General features: G+C 61.2%; 18 protein-coding genes. 9 read left to right on the forward strand and 9 right to left on the reverse strand.

Features of this window, described 5'->3' with window-relative positions; all coding sequences use genetic code 11:
• Positions 1 to 12: 12 nt before the first annotated feature.
• Both asnS and ACZ5IU_RS03160 read left to right on the forward strand, forming a co-directional pair.
• Positions 13 to 1,317 carry an asparagine--tRNA ligase gene (gene asnS, locus ACZ5IU_RS03155; RefSeq protein WP_464420429.1) on the forward strand — a complete coding sequence of 435 codons (1,305 nt, stop codon included), beginning with the start codon at positions 13 to 15 and terminating at the stop codon, positions 1,315 to 1,317.
• A gap of 33 nt (positions 1,318 to 1,350) precedes the next feature.
• Complete coding sequence (locus ACZ5IU_RS03160; protein WP_464420431.1) at positions 1,351 to 3,102, forward strand: PEP/pyruvate-binding domain-containing protein; 1,752 nt, start codon at positions 1,351 to 1,353, stop codon at positions 3,100 to 3,102.
• Positions 3,103 to 3,215: 113 nt separating this feature from the next.
• On the opposite strand, the gene ACZ5IU_RS03165 is transcribed toward ACZ5IU_RS03160, so the two are convergent.
• From ACZ5IU_RS03165 to ACZ5IU_RS03175, 3 genes are all read right to left on the reverse strand, one after another.
• The gene (locus ACZ5IU_RS03165) at positions 3,216 to 4,493 is read right to left on the reverse strand and encodes a Glu/Leu/Phe/Val family dehydrogenase (RefSeq protein WP_464420433.1); all 1,278 of its coding nucleotides are present in this window, start codon (positions 4,491 to 4,493) and stop codon (positions 3,216 to 3,218) included.
• A gap of 196 nt (positions 4,494 to 4,689) precedes the next feature.
• On the reverse strand, positions 4,690 to 5,001 hold the full coding sequence (locus ACZ5IU_RS03170) for an MTH1187 family thiamine-binding protein (RefSeq protein ID WP_464420435.1): 312 nt from the start codon (positions 4,999 to 5,001) through the stop codon (positions 4,690 to 4,692).
• 21 nt (positions 5,002 to 5,022) lie between these two features.
• Entirely contained in the window at positions 5,023 to 5,568 is a 546-nt protein-coding gene (locus ACZ5IU_RS03175) for a methylated-DNA--[protein]-cysteine S-methyltransferase (RefSeq protein ID WP_464420437.1), read from the reverse strand.
• Between the two features lie 176 nt (positions 5,569 to 5,744).
• Between ACZ5IU_RS03175 and ACZ5IU_RS03180 the strand changes: the two genes are divergently transcribed.
• The 5 genes from ACZ5IU_RS03180 to ACZ5IU_RS03200 all read left to right on the forward strand — a co-directional run bounded on the left by ACZ5IU_RS03180 (position 5,745) and on the right by ACZ5IU_RS03200 (position 11,709).
• Positions 5,745 to 7,121 (forward strand): MFS transporter, encoded by a 1,377-nt coding sequence (locus ACZ5IU_RS03180; RefSeq protein WP_464420439.1) that lies wholly within the window; start codon positions 5,745 to 5,747, stop codon positions 7,119 to 7,121.
• 43 nt (positions 7,122 to 7,164) lie between these two features.
• A complete protein-coding gene (locus ACZ5IU_RS03185) occupies positions 7,165 to 7,656 on the forward strand; it encodes a GAF domain-containing protein (RefSeq protein WP_464420441.1) in 492 nt (163 codons plus the stop codon).
• 100 nt (positions 7,657 to 7,756) lie between these two features.
• Positions 7,757 to 8,437 (forward strand): GntR family transcriptional regulator, encoded by a 681-nt coding sequence (locus tag ACZ5IU_RS03190; RefSeq protein WP_464420443.1) that lies wholly within the window; start codon positions 7,757 to 7,759, stop codon positions 8,435 to 8,437.
• A 16-nt stretch (positions 8,438 to 8,453) separates the two neighbouring features.
• Positions 8,454 to 10,862: a glycyl radical protein gene (locus tag ACZ5IU_RS03195; protein ID WP_464420445.1), complete on the forward strand. Its 2,409-nt coding sequence runs from the start codon at positions 8,454 to 8,456 to the stop codon at positions 10,860 to 10,862.
• Positions 10,825 to 11,709, forward strand: coding sequence for a glycyl-radical enzyme activating protein (locus tag ACZ5IU_RS03200; protein WP_464420447.1), 885 nt, complete (start codon positions 10,825 to 10,827; stop codon positions 11,707 to 11,709). The genes ACZ5IU_RS03195 and ACZ5IU_RS03200 overlap by 38 nt, the downstream gene beginning before the upstream one ends.
• 83 nt (positions 11,710 to 11,792) lie before the next feature.
• Here the strand turns inward: ACZ5IU_RS03200 and ACZ5IU_RS03205 are convergent, their stop codons facing one another.
• A complete protein-coding gene (locus tag ACZ5IU_RS03205; protein WP_464420449.1) occupies positions 11,793 to 13,007 on the reverse strand; it encodes an MFS transporter in 1,215 nt (404 codons plus the stop codon).
• Between the two features lie 291 nt (positions 13,008 to 13,298).
• Here ACZ5IU_RS03205 and ACZ5IU_RS03210 point away from each other — a divergent pair, with 291 nt between their 5' ends.
• Complete coding sequence (locus ACZ5IU_RS03210; protein ID WP_464420451.1) at positions 13,299 to 14,513, forward strand: Druantia anti-phage system protein DruA; 1,215 nt, start codon at positions 13,299 to 13,301, stop codon at positions 14,511 to 14,513.
• 362 nt (positions 14,514 to 14,875) lie between these two features.
• On the forward strand, positions 14,876 to 15,352 hold the full coding sequence (locus ACZ5IU_RS03215; RefSeq protein WP_464420453.1) for a hypothetical protein: 477 nt from the start codon (positions 14,876 to 14,878) through the stop codon (positions 15,350 to 15,352).
• Between the two features lie 529 nt (positions 15,353 to 15,881).
• Here the strand turns inward: ACZ5IU_RS03215 and ACZ5IU_RS03220 are convergent.
• The 5 genes from ACZ5IU_RS03220 to ACZ5IU_RS03240 form a co-directional block, all read right to left on the reverse strand.
• Positions 15,882 to 16,316 (reverse strand): DUF488 domain-containing protein, encoded by a 435-nt coding sequence (locus tag ACZ5IU_RS03220; RefSeq protein WP_464420455.1) that lies wholly within the window; start codon positions 16,314 to 16,316, stop codon positions 15,882 to 15,884.
• Between the two features lie 77 nt (positions 16,317 to 16,393).
• Positions 16,394 to 19,108 carry a 2-oxoacid:acceptor oxidoreductase family protein gene (locus ACZ5IU_RS03225; RefSeq protein ID WP_464420457.1) on the reverse strand — a complete coding sequence of 905 codons (2,715 nt, stop codon included), beginning with the start codon at positions 19,106 to 19,108 and terminating at the stop codon, positions 16,394 to 16,396.
• Positions 19,109 to 19,337: 229 nt separating this feature from the next.
• Positions 19,338 to 20,288, reverse strand: coding sequence for an RluA family pseudouridine synthase (locus ACZ5IU_RS03230; protein ID WP_464420459.1), 951 nt, complete (start codon positions 20,286 to 20,288; stop codon positions 19,338 to 19,340).
• The gene (locus tag ACZ5IU_RS03235; protein ID WP_464420461.1) at positions 20,285 to 21,304 is read right to left on the reverse strand and encodes a 3'-5' exoribonuclease YhaM family protein; all 1,020 of its coding nucleotides are present in this window, start codon (positions 21,302 to 21,304) and stop codon (positions 20,285 to 20,287) included. The genes ACZ5IU_RS03230 and ACZ5IU_RS03235 overlap by 4 nt, the downstream gene beginning before the upstream one ends.
• A 12-nt stretch (positions 21,305 to 21,316) precedes the next feature.
• Positions 21,317 to 22,546, reverse strand: coding sequence for a 2,3-bisphosphoglycerate-independent phosphoglycerate mutase (locus ACZ5IU_RS03240; protein ID WP_464420463.1), 1,230 nt, complete (start codon positions 22,544 to 22,546; stop codon positions 21,317 to 21,319).
• Positions 22,547 to 22,557: the final 11 nt, after the last annotated feature.

Raw genomic sequence — 22,557 nt, forward strand, 5'->3', positions numbered from 1 at the left:
GGTCGATATCTCATGTCCGCACCTTGGGTTTCCATTTCCGATCTGGCATCCCATACGGGCCGGGAAGTCCTGGTCCAGGGGTGGCTGTACAATATGCGCAGCTCCGGCAAAATCCACTTTCTGCAGCTCCGTGACGGATCCGGTACGGTCCAGGGCGTCATGGTGAAAAACGAAGTTCCCGAAGCCGATTTCGACGCGGCGAAAGGGCTCTGGATCGAGGCGTCGGTCCGCGTCCGGGGAATCCCGCGCGAGGATTCGCGGGCTCCGTCCGGCATAGAACTGACGGTCACGGGGCTCGACGTGATCCAGAATCCCGACCGCGAGTACCCCATCGGCAAGAAAGAACACGGGATCGATTTCCTTCTCGACCAGCGGCACCTGTGGCTCAGAAGCAACCGCCAGGTCGCGATCCTGCGGATCCGGGACCGCGTGATCTGGTCGGCGCGGGAATACCTCCACAACGACGGCTACACGCTCGTCGACAGCCCGATCCTGACAGGTTCCATCGGCGAAGGCGCGTCCGGACTCTTCGAACTCGACTATTTCGAGACGCAGAAGGCCTACCTGGCACAGACGGGGCAGCTCTACGCGGAGGCCGCCGCCGCCGCGCTCGGCAAGGTTTACTGCTTCGGCCCCACGTTCCGCGCCGAGAAATCGAAGACGCGGCGCCACCTGACCGAATTCTGGATGATCGAACCCGAGGTCGCGTTCTACGACCACGTCCGGAATATGGATCTTCAGGAGCGCCTCGTCTCGCACATCGTAAAGGAAGTCCTGGCGAACTGTCGCAGGGAACTCGAAACTCTCGAGCGGGACGTCGCGAAGCTCGAGAAGATCGTTCCTCCGTTCTACCACATTCAGTACGGCGAAGCCATCGACATGCTCCACAGGCTCGGAAGCGCGACCCCCTACGGCGACGATCTCGGCAACGAGGACGAAACCATCCTCACGCAGCAATTCGACAAACCGGTCTTCGTCGAATGCTACCCGAAAAAGGTCAAGGCCTTCTACATGAAACAGCATCCGGACAACCCCGACCTCATCCTCTGCGACGACATGCTCGCGCCGGAAGGATACGGCGAGGTCATCGGCGGTTCCCAGCGCGAGGACGACTACGACAGGCTCCTTTCGCGGATCCGGGAACAGGGACTCCCCGAGGCGTCGTACGACTGGTACCTCGACCTGCGTCGGTACGGGACGTTCGTCCACAGCGGATTCGGAATGGGAATCGAACGCGTCGTGGCCTGGATCTGCGGATTGCAGCACATCCGCGAGGCCAGCCCCTGGCCGCGCACGATCTACCGCATCGTTCCCTGACACCCGACACCCGACTCTCCGGAAGCGACGCGCATGAGCTTCAAGGATTTCGACCCCAAACCGGTCTTCAGGAGCTTCAACCGACTCGTGGGGGACGGAGATGTCGGCGGCAAGGCGCGTGGGCTCGCATTCGCCTACACGGTGATTACCGGAAGCGATCTCGAACCCTCCGTCGTGCTTCCCGACATCAACTACGTCATCACGACGGAAATCTTCTCCGAATTCATGGAAGATAACGGCATCCGCGACGTCCTCGGCCGGGCTCTTTCGAACGCGCCGGAATCCGGGGAAGAAGCCGGGGAACTCATCTACGGCGCAATGCAGGAAGCGTTCGCGAAAGGGACGGTCCGCGACGCGTTCCTCTCGGAGCTCGCGATCATTCTCGACAATATCGGCGACGTCCCGCTCGCGATCCGGTCGAGTTCGATCCTCGAGGATTCGACGAAGCTCTCGTTCGCCGGGAAATACGGCACATTCTTCTCGGCGAACATCGGAACGCGGGAAGAACGCCTCGAAGGACTCTTCTCGGCGATCCGGAACGTCTGGGCATCCCTCTACAATCCGGCCGCCCGTGCGTACCGGAAAAAGCACACCCTCACTGACGACGACGAGTCGATGGCCGTCGTCATTCAGCCCGTCATGGGAAAGTCCCACGGATGCCTCTATTATCCGGAGATCGCAGGAACGGCCTTCTCGAAGGTCTACCGCCGCCCGAGCACCCGAATCCGGAAGGAAGACGGAGTTGTCCGCTTCTGCTTCGGTCTCGGTACGCGGACCGTCGATCGCCTGAAAGCGACGGTCGCGTACCTGTCGCATCCGTCGCTCCGTCCGCAGGGGAATCTTCCCGCCGACATCGCCATGACGAGCCAGAGCGAGTTCGACTATCTCGACCGGCAGTCGGGCTCGTTCATGTCCGGCGCGCTTTCGGATTTTCTCCCCTACATCATGAGGGAACATCCGCTTGCGTCCGCATTCATCGAAATCTACGCGGACAACGACCTCTACTGGGCCGGATCGGATCAGCTCCGAAACGGATTCCCCATCTTCTCCTTCTCCGCCTTCCCGAAGCGATGCCCGAAGTTCTTCTCGCTGCTCAGGGAACTTGCGGCGTTTCTCGAAGAGCAGATGGGACGCCCCGCGGACATGGAATTCACGTACGACACGGGAGACCAGAAACTCACCGTCCTCCAGCTCCGCCCGCTCGCGGCGTACGAGGAGATGGCCAAAGTGCGCATCCCGACGGACGCGGGAGACCGCACGCTCCTGCGCGGCAACCGGATGGTTTCCAACGGGCGTCTCGAACACGTGGAGCATATCGTCTTCGTGGACCCGTCGCTCTACGGGAAGGATACGACGTTCTACGAGGTTGCGCGGGAAATCGGACGCATCAACGAACGCCTCTCCGGAACGAACTATATCCTCGTCGGTCCGGGGCGCTGGGGCAGCACGAACCCGAAACTCGGCGTTCCCGTCCGCTACAACGAGATCTGCCACTGCGGCTGCCTCATCGAAGTGGGGATCACCGCGAGCGACTATATGCCCGAGCTCTCCTACGGGACGCACTTCTTTCTCGATCTCGACGTCGACGGAATCCTCTACCTGCCAGTCTTCGACGGCATCGAGGGGAACGTCTTCAACCGCCGGTGGTTCGACGGAACCCCGCACGCGATCAAGAACCATCCCGCGGTCCGTCACTATGTCGGCGATTTCTCGGTCCACCTCGACGGCGACAAGGAGATCGGCGTCGTCCTCGCGGAGTCACCCGCCTGCACGCTCGAAATCTGAAGTCCAGCCTTCCGAGGCTTCACCACCCGCATGCGAAAACGCACAAAAGGGGGCGCTCCCACGTGGGAGCGCCCCCTTCGTCTGCGCGGCGTATCCGGATCCCGAATCCGGGTTTAGAGGAAGATCCCCCGCATGCGGGCGGCGTCGGCCACGCGCTGGATGGCCGCCATGAACGCGGCGCGCCGCATCTTGATGTTCTTGTCCTTCGCGTACGCCCACACACGCTGGAAGTTGTCGCGCATGATCCTGATAAGGCGTTCGTTGTACTCTTCCTCGGTCCAGAAGAATCCGCCGAGATCCTGGCACCACTCGAAGTAGGATCCGATGACGCCGCCGGAGTTGGCGAGGAAATCGGGAACGACGATGACACCCTTCTTGTCGAGGATCGCGTCGCCTTCGGGAGTCACGGGGCCGTTGGCGGCTTCGACGATGTACTTCGCCTTGACCTTGTCCGCGTTCTTGCCGTTGATGACTCCCTCGAGCGCCGCGGGAATGAGCACGGTGCAGTCGACGTACAGGACTTCCGGAAGGTCGAGCTTCTGGCAGCCGGGGCAGGTGAATCCTTCGAGGAGACGCTTCGGATGGTTGGTCACATGGTCGAACGCCTTCTTGACGTCGAGACCGTCCTTCGCGTAGTAGGTTCCGGTGATGTCGCTGATCGCGACGACCTTCGCGCCTGCGTTGACCATCGTCAGCGCCGCGTAGGTTCCTACATTGCCGAATCCCTGGATCGCGACGGTCGACTTGGAAACGTCGACGCTCAGATTCTTGAGAAGCTCGATGGCGCAGGTCGCGACGCCGTAACCGGTCGCCGCGGTGCGGCCCTTTGAGCCCCACAACGGAATGGGCTTGCCGGTGAAGATCGCCGGCTCGAGGCGGTTGCGCATCTTACTGATGGTATCCATGAACCACACCATCTCGGGGCCGCCGGTGTTGACATCCGGCGCGGGAACGTCGGTCATCGCGCCGACGACAGGTTCCATGCGCGCGGCCCATGTCCGGCAGATGCGCTCTTTTTCCTTCTTGGAGAGTTCGAGGGGTTCGCAGCAGACGCCGCCTTTGCCGCCGCCGTAGGGGATTCCGGAGAGGGAGCACTTCCAGGTCATCATCATTGCGAGGGCTTCGCACTCGTCAAGGCACACCTCGGGGTGGAAACGGACGCCACCCTTGGCCGGACCGATCGACGTATTGTGCATCACGCGATATCCGTCGAAAACCTTGACGGTCCCGTCATCCATTTCGACGGGAATGGAGACCGCGGTCTTTCTCTCGGAGTGGCTGAGAATCTCGATCAGCCCGTCTTCGAGACCCATTTCTTCCGCTGCCGCATAGAAATTCTTGAGTGCGGTGTCAAGGAGAACGTTCGACGAAGTACGCTTAACCACTGACATGAAACATACACCTCCTGAAGTTTTTGCTCATGCCGTGCACATACTCCCTCTTCTCGGGGGGAGCGACTTTTATGATAATCATATCACGAAGCCCGAGGAAACGCCAGAAAAAAGGCGGGAATTTCGTCAAAGACCTCGCAAAACCCGCAAATATTGCGCACATTTCCGAAATAAACGTCACTTTATCACGAAGCACTTACGCTTTTTCGAGCTTCTCCTTCACGGCACGAACCTTGCCCTCCATCGACAACTCCCTGTCACGCCGCTCGTCGATCTTGACCGTCGTCGAAACACGCATCGCCCCGGCCTGAAACGGCACCTCGTGCACCGCGCGGACCGCGCGAAGAACCTCGTCGATATCCCCTTCGAGGACGGTCCCCATCGGAGTGAGCATCGTCTTCAGATCGAACGTCGCCAAAACCTTCTCGACCCCGGCGACGTACGCGCTCAGGCTCGGATTTCCCGTACCGAGCGGAACCACAACCAATTCGGCAACAACTTTCGACATCGCGTTTCACCCTTTCTTTCGTCAATCCCGCATCCGCTCGATGTCGAGCAGAAAGCGTTTCCGGCGCAGGCCGCCTCCGTAGCCCCCGAGTCCTCCCCCCGCGGCGACGACCCGGTGGCACGGGATCAGGATCACGATACGGTTGCGGCCGTTCGCGTTCCCGACCGCGCGGCATCCGGCGGGATTGCCGATCGCGGCGGCGATGTCCGCATACGTCCGCGTTTCTCCGTACGGGATGCGGACGAGCGCATTCCAGACCTTTTCCTGGAAGGGCGTCCCGGAGACGACGAGCGGCAGGGAAAATCCGCGGAGTTTTCCGGCAAAATACGAGTCGAGTTCCCCCGCAAGCGTCGCCAGATGAATATTATCCATCCCCTCCGACGGGATTCCGAATGTCGCGGCGATGTCGCGTCCGATCCGTTCGGCGTTCCCGGGATCCTCGAAATCCAGAAAACAGATCCCCTCCCTGACGGCAGCCGCGCGCATCGGGCCGAGCGGCCCTTCCAGGATCCGCGTCGCGACAGTTCCATGTTCCGCCGGGGCGCCGCCCCGAAACACTGTCGTCACATCCATCCCTCCTCCATCGTTTTTTCCGTGTCAATGATACGCCATAACGAAGCCGAAAGCGCCGGTCCTTTTACCTCTTCCGGCGATACGTCCGTTTTTTCGTCCTTGACCGTTCCCTCCGTTTCGAGCAGAATACGTATCCGGACCCGGACACTGGAATACTGGAGCGACACCGAATGTCAGAATCGTCACCCGGCACGAGACGCGCCGTTATCATCGCGTCCGCCATCACAGCGTTTCTCTCGCCGTTCATGATCTCCGGGACGAACATCATCCTTCCGGCGATCCAGAACGCGTTTCCGTCGGGAGCCGTGCTCCTGAGCCGGGTTTCCTCCATATATCTCCTCGCGACCGCCGTCCTTCTCGTTCCTGCCGGGAAACTCGCCGATATTTACGGGCAGAAGAAATGCTTCGCCCTCGGGATCCTCGTCTTCACGGGAGCCACGATCGGCGCCGGATGCTCGGTCTCCATGACGATGCTTCTCGTCATGCGCGCCATCCAGGGGGCGGGAGGGGCCTTCATGGTCACGAACGGCACGGCGATCCTGACGTCGGTCTTCCCTCCGTCAGAACGGGGAAGGGCGATCGGCATCAACACTGCGGCCGTTTACATCGGAGCCTCCGCCGGCCCGTTCATCGGGGGAGTTCTTTCGTCCATCGCCGGATGGCGAAGCATTTTCTTCGCGAACGCGCTCGTCGGAATCCTCTCGTTCCTTCTCGTCGCCCGGCTCGAGGGGGAATGGAAGGGAACCCCGGACGACAGGCTCGATATCCTCGGGAGCTTCCTGTACGGAGCAGCGCTGCTGTGTCTCATGACCGGAGCGCCGATTCTTGCGGAGGTCCGGGGCGCCATCTTCTGTGTCGTCGGAGTTCTCCTCCTCGGGCTGTTCGCGAGGCGGCAGCTCCGGCTCGAACAACCCGTCTTCGACGTACGGCTGTTCGTCGGAAACAGGATCTTCGCCTTCTCGAGCCTCGCGGCGCTCATCAACTACAGCGCGACCTTTTCGGTCGCGTTCCTGCTGAGCCTCTACCTGCAGACGATCCGCGCAATGACGCCGCAGGGCGCAGGCCTGCTTCTCGTCATTCAGCCGGCGCTCCAGGCGATCATCTCGCCGATCGCAGGCAGGCTGTCTGACCGCGTGGAGCCCCGGGTTCCGGCGACGCTCGGAATGGGACTCACGGCGATCGGACTCTTCATGCTCGCGTCTCTGGACGTCGCGTCGCCGAACGTCGTCGTCGCCTTCGCACTCCTGCTGCTCGGCGCCGGTTTCGGCCTCTTCTCGTCCCCGAACATGAGCGCGATCATGGGAGCCGTCGATTCCGACAGGTACGGCATGGCTTCCGCGTGCATCTCGAGCATGCGCCTGATGGGGCAGATGCTCAGCATGGCCGTCGTCGCGCTCGCATTTACGGTCTTTCTCGGAACGGCGGCCGTCTCGGCGGAAACGTCCGCGCCGTTCATGTCAGCGCTGCGGCTTTCCTACGCGATCGCCGGAATCTTCTGTGTTTCAGGAATCTGGTTTTCTTTCGCACGCGGACAGGTCCGGCGATGAGAAACCGGACCCGTTACGCCACTCGAAACAGGGAGGGGAGTCCATGTACCGCGCGAATCGAATCGAAACGGACGACAAAGCTGTATTCTACAGGACCGTGACGCACCTTCTCGAGGGACTTCTCGCCGGCGAAACCGACGGGACGGCCAATCTGGCCAACGCCGCCGCGCTCCTCGGGCACCAGATGAAGGATATCAACTGGGTCGGGTTTTACCTCCTCAAGGGAGACGAACTCCTCCTCGGGCCCTTTCAGGGCAAGCCCGCGTGCACGCGCATCCCGGTCGGCAGGGGGGTCTGCGGAACCGCTGCCGCGAAGCGCTCGACAGAGGTCGTTCCGGACGTCCACATCTACCCCGGACACATCACGTGCGACGGAGCCTCGGCATCGGAAATCGTCGTTCCGATCTTTTCCGGCGACCGCCTCGCGGGCGTCCTCGACATCGACAGCCCTCTTCCGGGGCGTTTCGACGCGGAGGATGCAAAAGGACTCGAGGCATTCGTCGAAACCCTTGCGGCTTCGCTCTATAACCGATAGCAGTCCCGGACCGGCTTCTCGCGGGAGTGCGCGAAGCCGGTTTTTTTTGGCCTCTTGACTGAAATATATAAATATATAAAATAAACTCGAGGTGAAAAATATGAAGATCCGCGATCTTGCGTCCGAGGAACTGCGCCGTTCGATGTCGACACAGGAGTTCGTGCTTTCCGTCCTCCGGACCGCGATTCTCAAATCGGTCCTTGCCCCCGGGGCGACGCTCCGGCAGAACGAGCTCGCGGAACAGCTCGGCGTGAGTCACATCCCTGTCCGCGAGGCGATCCGCAGTCTCGCGTCCGGAGGGCTTATCACGCTCTACCCGCACAGGGGCGCCGTGGTTTCCAGCCTCTCGGTCGCCGAGGCCGAAGAAATTTTCGCGATCCGCCTCTTCCTCGAAACCGGCGCACTGAAGACCGCCATGCCCAAAATGACCGCACGCGTCCTGCTCGAGGCCGAATACGTCCTCAACCTCTCGGATCGCGAAAGTGACCCGGACGTGTGGTCCGACCTGAACTGGCGTTTCCATTCCCTGCTCTACGCGCCGTCGGACTTCCCGCACCTGGTCTCCATGATCGGCGAAATGCACGCGAACGTCTACCGCTACCTGCGCCTGTACATCGGCGACATGAACCGTCAGCCCGACTCGCAGCGCGAACACCGCGACCTACTCGACGCCTGCAGAAACGAGAAGACAGAACGCGCCCTCGCGATTCTCGAGCTGCATCTGATGAACGCGAGAAACCGTCTCGCGGAATATCTCAGGGAACACGAAACGAAAAACTGAGGGGAGGATCAACTGAATGGACAGACAGGCAACACTCGCGGAACGGGATTTCGGGCAACCGACCGACCGCGTCGGCCGGTTGCGCGCAGCCTTCACGACGGCGGCGCCGACGATTTGCGCCGAACGCGCGCGAATCTTCACGGAATCCATCGCGGACAACCGGGGCGACCCGCTCGTCGTGGCACGGGCCAGGGCATTCCGGGACGTGTGCCGCAGGCTCCCCGTGACTATCTTCGACGACGAACTCGTCGTCGGAAGCGTCGGCATCCACCGGCGCTCCGGCTGCATCTGTCCCGAGATGTCGTGGCGATGGGTCGACGGCGAACTCGATTCCTTCGCGACCAGAAAACAGGATCCCTACCGCGTCGGCGAACGCGAAAGGACTCTCCTGAGGGAACGCGTCTTCCCGGCGTGGAAGGGGCGGACTCTCGAAGACGCGTTTCTCGCGCAGATCCCGGACGAAACGGCAGCCGTGGCCGTGGACACCGGCATCGTGGACAACGACATGAAGTGGCGCAGCGGCGTCGGCGAAATCACGCCCGACTACGAGGATATCGTCTTCGCAAAGGGATTCTCCGGGATCACCGCCGATGCGACCGAACGGGAATCGACGCTTGACCCGCTCGTCCCAGCGGACCTCGACCGGCGGAACTTCCTGCGGGCCGTCCGCGAGACCGCGTACGGAATCATCGAACTCGGCCGGAGATACGCGGAAAAGGCGGAACGCCTCGCCGACCTGGAACCGGTCCCTTCCCGCAGGACGGAGCTTCTCGAAATCGCCGGGACGTGCCGCCGCGTTCCGGAATTTTCGCCGCAAACATTCCGCGAAGCAATCCAGATGGTCTGGTTCGTCCAGATGGGGTGCATTCTCTCGGAGAACTCCCTCGCCCTGAATCTCGGTCGCTTCGACCGCTACATGGAGCCCTTCCTCCTCGCCGACATCGCGGCCAGACGTCTTTCGGGGGAGCAGGCGCAGGAGCTCGTCGACTGCCTCTGGATCAAGCTTTCCGAATGGGTCTGGGCGATATCCTCGAACACCGCGCAGTACTTCGCGGGGTACAACTCGTTCCAGAATCTCACGATCGGCGGACGAAAGCGCGACGGTTCCGACGGCGTCAACGATGTGTCGTACATGTGTCTCGCGGCGACGGCCCACGTCCGCCTGCCTCAGCCGGGACTCAGCGTCCGCATCCACAACGGAACGCCCGAACCGTTCCTGCGGGCCGTATGTCGCCTCGTCCGCCTGGGGACGGGATTTCCGGCCATCCACAACGATCGGACGGGAGAGGCCATGCTCCTCGCGTCGGGACTCGCGCCCGAAGACGCGCGCGACTGGAACAACTGCGGCTGCGTCGTCCCGCACAACCGGAAGGTCGGCGAATGGACGGCGGCCGCGAATGTCAATCTCGGCGCGGCGCTCGAGTTCGCGCTCAACGACGGAGTTCACCGAAAAACGGGAGCGAGGCTCGGCCTCCCGACGGGAGACGCCGCCTCGTTCGAGACGTTCGGGCGCGTGAAGGAGGCATTCTTCGCGCAGCTGTCGCATCTGATCCGGCAGGCCAAGGTCGTCACGACACTCGCGCAGAAGGTTCACGCGGATACGACGCCGCGTCCGTTTCTCTCGTCGCTCGTCGGAGGATGCGTCGAAAAGGGCGTCGATCTCTCGGAAGGCGGCGCGCGCTACACGATCGGAGCGGTACTGACCGACATCGGCGCCGCGGACGCAGCCAATTCCCTCGAGGCCATCCGGAAACTCGTCTTCGGAAAGGACCACGTCGCCATGCGGGAGCTTCTCGACGCGCTCGCCTCCGATTGGAACGGCTGTGAGTCCCTTCGGGCACGGGCGCTCGCGACGCCGAAGTATGGGAACGACGACGAGGAAGTCGACGCGCTCGCGCGCGAAATAACCGACTTCTACCATAATGAGGTCGCCTCGGACAGGGATTTCTGGGGCAAGCCGTTCACGTCGGCGTTCATGGGAATTTCGAACTACATTCCGATGGGAGCCGTCGTCGGCGCGACACCCGACGGACGGAAAGCCGGAGAACCTCTCACGGAAGGACTCTCTCCGCACGCCGGAACAGATACTCACGGGCCAACGGCCGCGATGCGATCGGTCTCAAGGGTCAACCACGAAAGCCACGGCGGCGGGACGCTCCTGAACATCAAACTGTCGCCCGAAACGCTCGAATCGGAGCGAGATCTCGGCAACCTCGCGGCTCTGATTCGCGGGTACTTCGATCTCGGGGCTTTTCACGTCCAGTTCAACGTCGTCGACGCCGAAACGCTGCGGGACGCGCAGGAACATCCCGAACGACACGGTGACCTCCTCGTCCGCGTCGCGGGGTACAGCACTCGCTTCGTGGTCCTCTCGAAGGACGTTCAGGATGCCATCATCGCGCGGCATACGCACCGGCTCTCCTGAGATTCCATCTCCCCTCGGGCTCGTCTTCGATATCCAGCGATGGTCACTTCACGACGGTCCGGGGATCAGGACGGTCGCATTCCTCAAGGGATGTCCGCTTCGGTGCGCGTGGTGCTGCAATCCGGAGTCGCAAAACACTCTTCCGGAAATCGGCGTCTTTCCCGAACGCTGCACGGCGTGCGGCGCCTGCGTCTCGTCCTGCGCCCGATCGCTCGCCCTTCCGGCAAGGAACGGAGGCATCACCGAACGCACCTCGTGCACCGGCTGCGGGGAATGTGTTCCCGCGTGCCCGAACGGGGCGCGGAGTCTCTTCGGAACGCCAACCTCTCCCGACGATCTGTTTTCGACCATCCTTCAGGATGCGCCATTCTACAGAAGATCGGGAGGGGGTATGACGTTTTCGGGAGGAGAACCGTTCCTGCAGTCCGCCTTCCTCGCATCGTGCGCCGCCCTGTGCGCCTCGGCCGGAATCGGAGTCGTCGTCGAGACGTGCGGGGCTTTCCCATGGGACGAAGCGGCAGGTGCGACCGCCCACGTCGATCTCGTCCTGTTCGACATCAAGCACATGGACCCGGAAATCCACCGGCGTCTCACGGGAATGTCGAACGACGTCATCCTCGAGAACGCACGGAAGCTTTCGCGGGCTGGAGTTCCCCTGCTCGTGCGTACGCCGGTCGTCCCCGGCTGCACGGATGCGCCTTCGAATATCGACGCGATCCGGCGCTTCGTCCGCGAAGAGCTCCCGACGGCGATCGGCCATGAGACGCTTCCGTATCACGAACTCGGAAAGGGAAAGTACGCAGCGCTCGGAAGACGGTACCCGCTTGCGGATGCCACATCGTTCTGAAAAGCTCCCGAAGGAACGGCGGGGGTAATCCGCTTGCGGCGTACTTCTCCGTTACGATCATTTTACCCTTGCCAATAATACTGTCACCAAGACTCTAAGTCTTTTCTTATTTTAAAAATATAAAACACACTTAAGCCTACCAAACATACCCCACTCACAGCCGTCAATAAAAACACAGAACTTGAGTTTAATAAAATACCAAATATACCGTAAGCAAGCGGAAGCGATGTATTGCCAACCAATGTAGATACACTAAACACCCTTCCCATCATCCGACTTGGCGTTAAATTTTGCAGCAATGAATGCCAAAATACCGCCGCAAAAGCAATACAGACACCGATCGCAATCATGATCAACATATACGCACAGACTGTCCGTATTCTTAGAAACTGCAAAAAACTTATCGCTACAAAACAAAATCCAACCCCCATGACAAATAAAACCAATGACCGTTCATCTGTGCAAGTTTTCTTTTTCAGGCTCATGAGCACTGATGCGGTAACCAGTCCTATCCCTAGCATCGCCTCAAGAGAACCAAGGTTATTCACTCCAGTCCCCGTCAACCCATTTGCCAAAAACGGCAATAAAACCGATAAGTTCCCTACAAAAAAATGCGTTAAAGCAATAATTTTCAGAACAAAAACGATTCGCTTTTGTTTCTTTATAAAGCAAATCCCATCACGCATATCTTGCCAGACGCTTCTCTTTTCCCCAAGAGTTCGGGAAGCTTTGTTGATTTTTATAGAGCAAGCCAGAAGAGCAGAGACAAAATACGAGGCACTGTTGGCGAAAAAAACCCATGTCAGACCAAAACCGCTCGCAGCCAAACCACCTAACAGAGGCCCAGCTACTGTACAGACACCATCAACCATCTGGTTCATGCCATTTGCTTTAATCAGTTTTTCCTTTTCGACTATCTCCGGAATGATCGCCTGTATGGCCGGGTCAAAAAAAGCCGTTACCAAGGACAAACCCAACCCGATGGCAAAAACATGCCAGATTTCGAGCGCATCGCTCATTGACAGACACGATATGGCCAATACGAGGCAGCCTCGGATAATGTCGGTCGCAACCAACATCGTTTTCCTCTTCCAGCGGTCAGCCAGCGCACCGGCAAAAAAACCGAGAAGTATACCAGGAAGCACTGACGCCAGCAAAAAAAATCCCATTACAGATGGCGAGTGAGTCTTCTGCAAAATCCACCACGCGAGTGCTATAGCGTAAAACTTGTCGCCTAACTGAGATATAGTCTTTCCCAGCCAAAGCACGGTAAAGTTTCTGTTGATCACGCGTTCCACGACCCTTCTATAGCTTTATGGGTCGCTACCATAAACTATAAAGCTATAGTCGGGTCAAGAACTCACCCATCCTCGTTCAGTGCCTATGTATCGCCCCAAGACCCGCACATGGTATTTTGCGGGTCTTGGGGCGATACATCCGGTCCTTCAGGATTATTTCGCTTTCTTCCTTTCGTATTTCTTAATAATCATATTACGTGGTATCCTTTACCGGAGAGAATAGCCTTTTCCTATCATGCGTGCAAGAGTCGCTCATTGGCGCTCAGGCATCAGATCCCCGGACAGGAGACAATGGATACCGCGTCGACCGATTTCCTGAAGGCTGCCGTCATTCAGTCCCTGCTCAGACAGGGATATACGATCCGGAACGGCCTGGTACGAATGTTTGAAAGCCCCACCAAGGACGACTTTCGTGCTCTGAACGCGCTTGCCGTCCAGAAAAAGATCGAAACGGCGGCCCCGGGCATCCGTTCGCACGAAGACCGGCTGATCCGATACATAGCCGACGGAAACGAGATCAATCCGTCTGCAATACGCCCGAAGCTCGTCCTCGTAACACCCCGCTCCGAATACGAACTGCTGTTCCGCTACGCATCCCTTCACTGGAGCATTCCGGTTTCTTCGGGATACGGAAGAAGACTTCGGTTTCTCGTATTCGACGAGAACAACGGCAAGCTGATCGGTCTGTTCGGTTTGGGGGATCCGGTGTTTTCCCTGCAGGCGCGCGACGGCTGGATCGGATGGGGAAAGGAAACCAAAGCGCGGAGGCTCTATCACGTAATGGACGCTTTCGTCCTCGGCGCGGTGCCGCCCTATTCCTTTCTGATGTGCGGAAAACTCGTGGCGATGCTTGTTTGCAGCAACGAGGTACGAAGCGCCTTCCGCGGAAAATATGAAGGCTCGAAATCTCTGATCAGGCAGGATACCCGGGCTCCCTACCTCGCGCTGGTCACGACGACTTCGGCCCTCGGCCGGTCTTCCGTATACAACCGCATCAGAATCGGCGGACAACACTACTGGACGAGCCTCGGCTTCACGAAAGGATCCGGAGAGTTTCACTTTTCGAACGGAATATACGACAGTATGCGCGCCTTCGTCGAGAAATACTGTGAACCCACCGCGAAAAACATCGCATGGGGAACAGGGTTCCGGAACAAACGCGAAGTAATACGCAAATGTCTCTCGCAGATCGGCCTTTCGTCCGATCTCATCTATCACGGAATTCACCGGGAGATTTTCGCCGCGCCGCTGGGGCGCGATGCGATCCGTTTTCTGAACGGCGAAGCCGAATCCCCCTGTTTTTACGACTGGCCGGCTTCCGGACTCGCCGAAGCGTTCAGCAAAAGATGGCTCATCGCCCGGGCGGAACGGAAAACCGGGTATCGGGATTACGTTCGGGAACAATATCGGCTCTGGCCGTCGGAGACGGCGCGACGGTTTCGGGAATCCGCCGCGAATATCGACGCGTTTGAGGAACTTGCGGACGCACTCGCCCGCGTCCCGTAGCCCTTTCCCCTCCTCCCGTGGATATTCCGAAGCGGGAAGTCGCGATCCATGAATGATATTTCATTCGTTTTCTTCGCTTTTCCCTCCTCTACAAAATTGACTCCGTATGGTATCTTAGGCCTCGCAATTCGCGAATTTTGTGCATAAAGTTCTCATAGTGTCGCTTCGGTATTACATGTCCATTTTGCCGGCCTTCGATCGCGCCGGCGGTCGGACATAACTTTCCGTCGATATGCGGAAGGTCGTCATATATCGATGACAGGTGAACATTCTCCAGGAAAAGGAGGTTCCAAATGCCCGTCTTTCAGGACGAAACATTCTCACCGTATTTTCTCAGGCCATCCGACCAGGAGGAATCCGTCGTGTTCGAGCAGCTCCTCGACGAAGATGGCGAATACATCCCCCATCTGACGATCGACATCAGGGATATGACGCTCGTCGAAGCGACGATTCTCCGCAAGGCCGAGATGCGTGCCGGATTCGTCCGTGAAGGGCCGTTTTTCCTCGGTCTCGTGACGTTCTTTCCCTCTTCGACGTTCAGGATCGCATTCGATCCGACGGTCTATCCCTCTGCGGAGTGGACGGCGCGTCTGCGTTCATGGCGAGAGACGCCCAGACTCTTCGTGCTCGGGATCGACGACGAACGGCACATGCTTCGCGCGATCAGGGTGACGACGTTTCCGAAGCCCTTCAGATCCGCATTGCTCGACTACCTCGCGACGCCCAAAAGTCCCGATTTCTCCCGGCGATACGGCGCGTGGCTGGAGACGAAATATCCCGCAGAGCCGGAACGGCTCTGGGAACTGGCGGAGGATGCCGGTATATTCGGCGACGACTGATTATTCGGCGACTGAACCTGCGCGACATCGTATTTTTCGCCTCATCGCCGGCACATTGCAAAACGGGACGGGAAGGCCCTTAAAGGGTCTGCCCGTCCCGCGCTTTCTCGCAACCTGACTATGCGGAGGGAGCGGTCTCGTGCGCCGCGATCTCCGCGTTTTCCACCTCGAGATACGACGTCCAGAGAATACCCCGGAGCGTGATATCGACGGAACTCCCGTTCACGCGGACGAATGGAGGAATCCACAGGACAAAACCATCCTGCCCGATCCTGAGATATCCGTCGGTCGAATCCGGTCTGCCTTCCTCGACGAGGACGGCATTGCGGGCGCATCACCCGCTCCCGAGAACGGTCGGAACCACCCTGGCCTCCTTCATTTTGAGAAGTCGTTCCCACGCACGATCGGTCGCGTTGATCCTCAATTCCATCGAAATCCCTCCGTTTTCCGAGTCTGGACGCAATATACCCCATAATGGTATATTGCGCAAGTCCGGAAAGGGTTTCCGAGAAGTGAGGGAGGCTGTCTCCTATAGATGTTCGATCGCGACGTCTCCCCACGTCTCTCGGAAATACTCGGCCGCGAGACGGCGGTGACACTCGTCCGGCGAGGCTTCGCTGCACAGGAGGCACGCACCGTCGAGCGTCTCCCTGTCGAACAGCGTTTCGATGGAACGCGCCGCGATCAGGTCCCTGTAGCGCCGCGCGTACGCGTCCCACGGACAGCCGCCCTTCCTGAACGCGTCCATGATCTCCTGCGTCGGGGCGAGCTGCGGGGCGTAGAGGTACCCTACGCCGCAGATCTCGCGGAGGAAGAAGCGCAGGTCGTCTTTCTTCGTGAACCCCGCGAGCTGGGACACGTTGTTGAGCCTCACATCGACGACCCGGACGATCCCCGGACGCCTGAGGAGCGTGAAGAACTGCTCCGCGTTCTTCTTCGTGAACCCGATGGTATAGATTCGCATCGCGCGCGACCTCCCCGAATTGAATGTTTTCTCGTTCCGTCCTCGGCGGCGCCGAAGGCTGGAAAGCAGAACACGCGCTACTTCGTCACCGTGGGAATCCCGCCTTCGGCCGCGAGGCGCGCGTAGGCCGCGTAGCGTTCCCGGGCGTCCCGTTCGGACTTCGCAAAAAGATGTTCCGCGACGTCCGGGAAGTTCCGCAGAAGCGCGGCGTACCTGACTTCACTGAGAAGAAAGTCCCGGGAACTCGCCGTCGGCCGTTTCGAATCGAGGACGAACGGGTTCCGGCTCTCTTTTCCAAGGAGCGGATTGTACCGGTAGAGCGACCAGTATCCGGCTTCCACCGCGCGCCGTTCCTGCTCCTGCGACTTCCCCATTCCGGCGACGAGCCCGTGGTTGATGCACGGCGCGTAGGCGATCACGAGGGATGCCCCCGGATACTCGTCGGCCTCGACAAACGCACGGAGCGTCTGGTTTCTGTCTGCGCCCATCGCGACCTGGGCGACGTAGACGTGCCCGTACGTGACGGCCATCAGACCGAGATCCTTCTTGGCCGTGCGCTTTCCACCCGCGGTGAACCCGGCGATCGCCGCCGTCGGCGTCGCCTTCGAAGACTGTCCGCCCGTGTTGGAATACACTTCGGTATCGATGACGAGGACGTTTACGTCCTCTCCCGACGCCAGAACGTGGTCGAGCCCGCCGTAGCCGATGTCGTACGCCCATCCGTCTCCACCGATGATCCAGAGCGAGCGTTTCGCGAGAAAATCGCGCCGCTCCCAGATCCTGTTGAGAAGAACGTCTCTTCCCCTCTCCCGCCCGAGCGCCTCTTTCACCTGTTCGGCCAGGAGTTCACGGTTCTGCCTCGCGCCGAGGAAGATTCCGAGGCCGTATTCGCCGCAATTCTCGAAGAGCGAGTAGCCGTACGCAGGCCCCTGCCCCTTTTCGTTCACCGTGTACGCGATCGACGGGAAGCTGCCGCCCCAGACCGCCGTGCATCCGGCCGTGTTGACGACGATCATCCGGTCGCCGAACAGTTGCGTGAGGAGCTTGACGTACGGCGTTTCGCCGCATCCCGCGCACGCTCCCGAGAACTCGAGCAGCGGACGCGCGAACTGGCTTCCCTTCACTGTCCGGATCTGTTCCTCGGGAAGCCGCTTGTATGAAATGGACTTCGACGCGAAGTCCCGGAGCGGGACCGACTCTCCGCGGACGGCGTCGAGCGGCTTCATCGCAAGCGCGGTCTCCGGAGCGGGACAGGCGTTGACGCAGCCGCCGCACCCTGTACAGTCGAGAGGGGAAATCGCGAGGCGGAAGGTCCGTCCGCCGAATCCCCTCGCGGGAATCGCCTGGCCCCCCCCCAGGCGTCCCCGTACCCTCATCCGGGCCGACGCGATCGGCCTCTCGCCGAACCTGAGGTGGGAGATCGTGACGCCGCCCGACTTCTTCGAATCGTAGGCGAAGTATCCCTGCGCGTACATGTCCGTGTTGCCGCCGATGATCCGGATCGTGTTCTTGTTCGCACCGACCGTGCCGTCCGACCCGAGCCCCCAGAACGTGCACGAGACCGTCCCCGCGGGCGCCGTTTCCACGGGCTCCGGAGGCATCGGGAGCGACGTTCCGGACACGTCGTCGACGATGCCGACCGTGAACCAGTTCTTCGGCCGGTCCGACTTCAGGTTCTCGAAGACGGCAACCGCCATCGACGGCGTGAACTCTTTGGATCCGAGCCCGTAGCGCCCCCCGACGATCTCCGGCGCGGATGCCGCCCCGTAGAACGCGCTTCGGACCTCTACGTAGAGCGGTTCTCCGGCAGCCGCGTTTTCCTTGGTCCGGTCGAGGACCGCGATCTTCTCCACGGTTCCCGGGAAGGCCGCCCGGAGGCGTTCCGGCAAAAACGGCCGGAAGACGCGCACGCAGACGAGCCCGACGCGTTCGCCGCGGGCGTTCAGATAATCGACGGTCTCCCGGATCGTGCTGCAGGCCGACCCCATCGCGACGACGACTCTGTCGGCGTCCGGCGCGCCGGAATAATCGAAGAATCCGTAGTCCCGTCCTGTGAGACGGTTGATTTCGCCGAGGCGCCGGTCGATTTCGGCGGGAAGATCGAGATAGTGCGGATTGACTGCCTCGCGGAGCTGGAAATAGACGTCCGGATTGACCGTCGTGCCCCGGAGGTCGGGACGGTCGGGGCTCAGCGATCCGTCGCGGAAGGCTCTGACGGCGCTCCAGTCGATCAGGGAGCGGAGTTCGTCCTCTTCGAGAACCTCGATCTTCTGGATCTCGTGCGAAGTCCGGAAGCCATCGAAGAAGCGAAGGCACGGAACCCGCGCGCCGATCGCGACGAGGTGCGCGACGGCCGCAAAGTTCATGACGTCCTGGACGCTGTCCGACGCGAACATGGCGAAGCCGGTCTGCCGCGTCGCCATGACGTCCTGATGCTCGCCGAAGATGCTCCACGCGTTGTTGGCAAGCGTCCTCGCGCTCACGTGAAAGACGGCCGGGAGGAGCTCTCCGGCGATCCGGTACATGTTCGGGATCATGGGCAGCAGTCCCTGCGAGGCCGTGTAGGTCGTCGCGTAGGCGCCCCCCTGGAGCGCCCCGTGGACCACGCCTGCCGCCCCGGCCTCGGACTGCATCTCCATGACCCTCACGGGACGGCCGAAGAAGTTTTTCTTCCCCCTGGCCGCCCATTCGTCGACGAGTTCGGCCATCGGCGAGGAGGGCGTTATCGGAAAGATTCCGGCGACCTCCGTAAATCCATACGAGACATACGCCGCGGCCGTGTTTCCGTCCATCGTTTCCATTCATCTCCGTGACATGACCATCTCTCCCGCCCCCTCCGGGAAAGCAGCCCCTGCCGGAACTCACCGGCAGGAACGGCTTCCGTTCAGAATTTTCCCCATTCTGGAGCGTTCCGACGCTTCCGTCAATGACTGCCGGCGACGAAACACGAAACGTCCGGGAGTGGCGCATTCGAGGTGTGCGGGGCCGGAAAATCCGGATTCCGGGCGGAAAGGGGGAAAATCAGACTCCACGGAGCCCTGCCTCCTGCATGAGGCGCATCATGTCGTCGGGGACGGGGGCGACGAAGGTCCTTCCGGAAAGGTTCGCGACCGGGGCGCGCAGGTCGCCGAAAAAGATCTTCCACGCGTGGAGCAGCGGCCGTCTCGCGCCGCGCCGCCGCCAGTCGTTGTTGACGTCGTGGAAGCCGTACTTCCGGTCGCCGAGGATCGGGCAGTCGATATGCGCCATGTGGACGCGCGCCTGGTGCGTCCGCCCCGTCACGAGTTCTATTTCGACGAGCGCGAGACCTCCCGAGCGTCCGAGCGTGCGGTAGCGCGTGCAGGCGCTGAGGCCGGACGGGTCGACGCGCACCGTGTTCGTCTCGGGATCCTTGAGCAACGGCGCGACGACGCTTCCGTCGGGGGCCGGCGTCCCCGACACGACCGCGAGGTAGGTCTTCTCGAGAAAGCGCTCCCGGAAGACCCGTTCGAGCTCCCGCTGCGCCTTTCCCGACACCGCGACGACGAGGACGCCAGTCGTGTTCCTGTCGAGACGATGGACCGCCGCGGGGGGAAAGGAGTTCCCATCTTCGGCTCCCGGGGCGCGAAGGGCCTCGCGCATGGCCGCCACGCGGCGCAGGACCGAGTCTCCGTCCTTCACGTCCGGCTGGACGAGAAGATCGACCGGCTTGTTCACCACCCAGACGTTTTCGTCGCGATAAATGACGTCGATGGGCGCGAACGTCCGCGATTCAGCCGCGGGACGCTCCCCGGGCGCCTCCCACGGGACGACGATCTCCTGCCCGGTCGCGACCCGATCCGACGGATCCGCCTTCCGGCCGTCGAGACGAACGGTGCCGGTCCGCAGGCTTCGCATGATATTCCCGAGCGGAACGGCGGGCCAGAGCGTCCGCAACAGCCGGTCGAGCCGGCGTCCGTCGTGGTGGTCCGTGACGATCAGCCTGTGACTCACTCCTGCCACTTCCAGAAGCGGCGCCCCGCGGACGCGCTGTAGTCGGTGATGCCGTCCGAATCTCCGTCGAGCTGATCGACGGCGTTCTTCCAACAGTACAGGCGGAAGTCGAGCTCGTCGGCCGAAGAGACGATCATGGCTTCGGGCGTCGCGGGCAACGCGGGCGATCCGAACTCCTTGCTGCCGTGGTGGCTCACGAGGATATGCCCGAGCGCGAGGCGCGGCCGCTCCTCGAGGCCGAATTCCTCCGCGAGCCGGTCGAACCTGGCGTATCCGAGAGCGATGTGGTCGATGACCGTTCCCGGGACGGTCATTTCAGGGGTGGGCGAGAGGCGATACGCGTCGAGTTTTCCGATATCGTGAAGCAGCGCGCCCGCCGCGACGATGCTGCCGTCGACGGGATACCCGGATGCCTTCGCGGCATCCGCCATCGCAACGGCCGCACGCGCGACCGAGAGCGTGTGTTCGAGCAGTCCGGCCGCGTAGGCGTGATGGTGCGAGACAGCGGCCGGGAACGACTCGAATTCCCTGCGGATATCCTCCCGGCCGAGGACGGAACGGACGAATCCCTCGAGCTCCCCGCACTTCGACAGGATTCCTTCGAGCTCCGCCCGAAGCGTCTCCATAGGAATCGGAGACTTTCTGACGAATTCATGAGGCGGGTACTTCACCTGATCGACGAAATACACCACATTGAAAGTGTACTGAAGCCGGTCGTTGAACTCCGAAACCTGCCCCCGGACGCCGAGACTCCTGCCCGCCATGTTCTTCGCAAGGTCGGAGGTCAGCGGATTCACGTCCGCGTTGCCTCCGTCGCTCACGTCCTTCCAGACACCGTTGCTCCAGACGCGCCCCTCGATCGTGCCGGTCTCGTCCATGAGCGTGATCGTCCAGTAGGGGCTGCCTTTCTTGTCCTTCCGCTGCGTCGACGTCATCACGACGCCGAGAGCGTCGAACTTCGCGTCCTTCGGAAGCTGCCGCACTTCGGCAGTCGTCCTGCGTGTCGGTTCCGCCACTCCGATTCTCCTTTACGCGCCGTATTTCGCGAGTCGCCCGGCGTGGGCGAGCATGAGTCCCATCAGCGACGGGCCGGGGATCTTTCCGAGCGATCCGAGCACGCAGGAGCGCTCTCCGAATGTCGAGGACATCCCGAACCGCGTATACGGGCTCGACAGGAGCACGGGCACGGAATGCCACGAGTGTCCGGCCATGACGCTCGGCGTGCTGTGATCTCCCGTGATGGCGAGGACGTCCGGGTTCAGTGCGGTCACCTTCGGCAGCAGCGAGTCGACCTGTTCGACGACCCGCCTCTTCGCCTCGAAGTTGCCATCCTCGCCGCGGCTGTCGGTGTACTTCACGTGGATATAGAAGAAGTCATGGTCGTCCCATACGGCTCCGACCGTGTCGAACAGTTCGTCGAGCGTCTTTCCGGCATCGGCGATATCCATTCCGACGAGTCGCGACAGTCCTTTGTACATCGGATAGGTCGCGATGGCCACCGGGGAGATTCCGTAGAGCTCCCCGAGCGTCGGGATATCGGGTGCGGACGAAAAGCCGCGCAGGAGGCACGCATTCGCTTTCGACTCGCTCCGGAGGACTTCGGAGACCCGGCGGATAAACGAGTTGGCGATCTCCGCGGTCCGTTCCCCTCCCGGCGCCGAGGCTTCGGCCCATTTCACCGGGAGCCCTTCCTTCTGCGGGTCAGCGTCGGTCACGCGCTCGGAGAGCCCCTCTCCGGAAAATATCACGACGAACCGGTGTTCGAGCCCAGCCCTGAAGGACACGCGCACCCCGTCGATTTCCGTGATCGCCGCCGAGAGCCTGTCGACGATGCGCCCGCTCTCTTCGGTGGGAATCCGCCCCGCCCGGCGATCGACGATGATTCCGGCGAGATCGCGCGTGCAGAAGTTCCCGCGCGCGCACACGTCGCCGGGGCCGAGAACCGCCCCGACGCCGAGCGCCTCGAGGATGCCGCGCCCGATTCCGTATTCGAGAGGATCGTACCCGAACAGCGAAAGATGTCCGGGACCGCTTCCGGGAGTGATGCCGACATCGACTATCTCGAGCATCCCGAGATCGCTCCGGGACGCGAGTTTGTCGAGATTCGGCTTCTGCGCCGCCTCGAGTTCCGTCCGTCCCGACCTGTCGGGCAGACCGCCGATGCCATCCATGACGAGGAGAACCATCTTTCGTCCCTTCGGTCCGCCGGAAGCCGGACGAAGAACGAGTTTCCGGAGAAGTTCCATGCGAGCGCTCACAGTCGCCACCT

Source organism: Lactivibrio alcoholicus, from assembly GCF_055390895.1.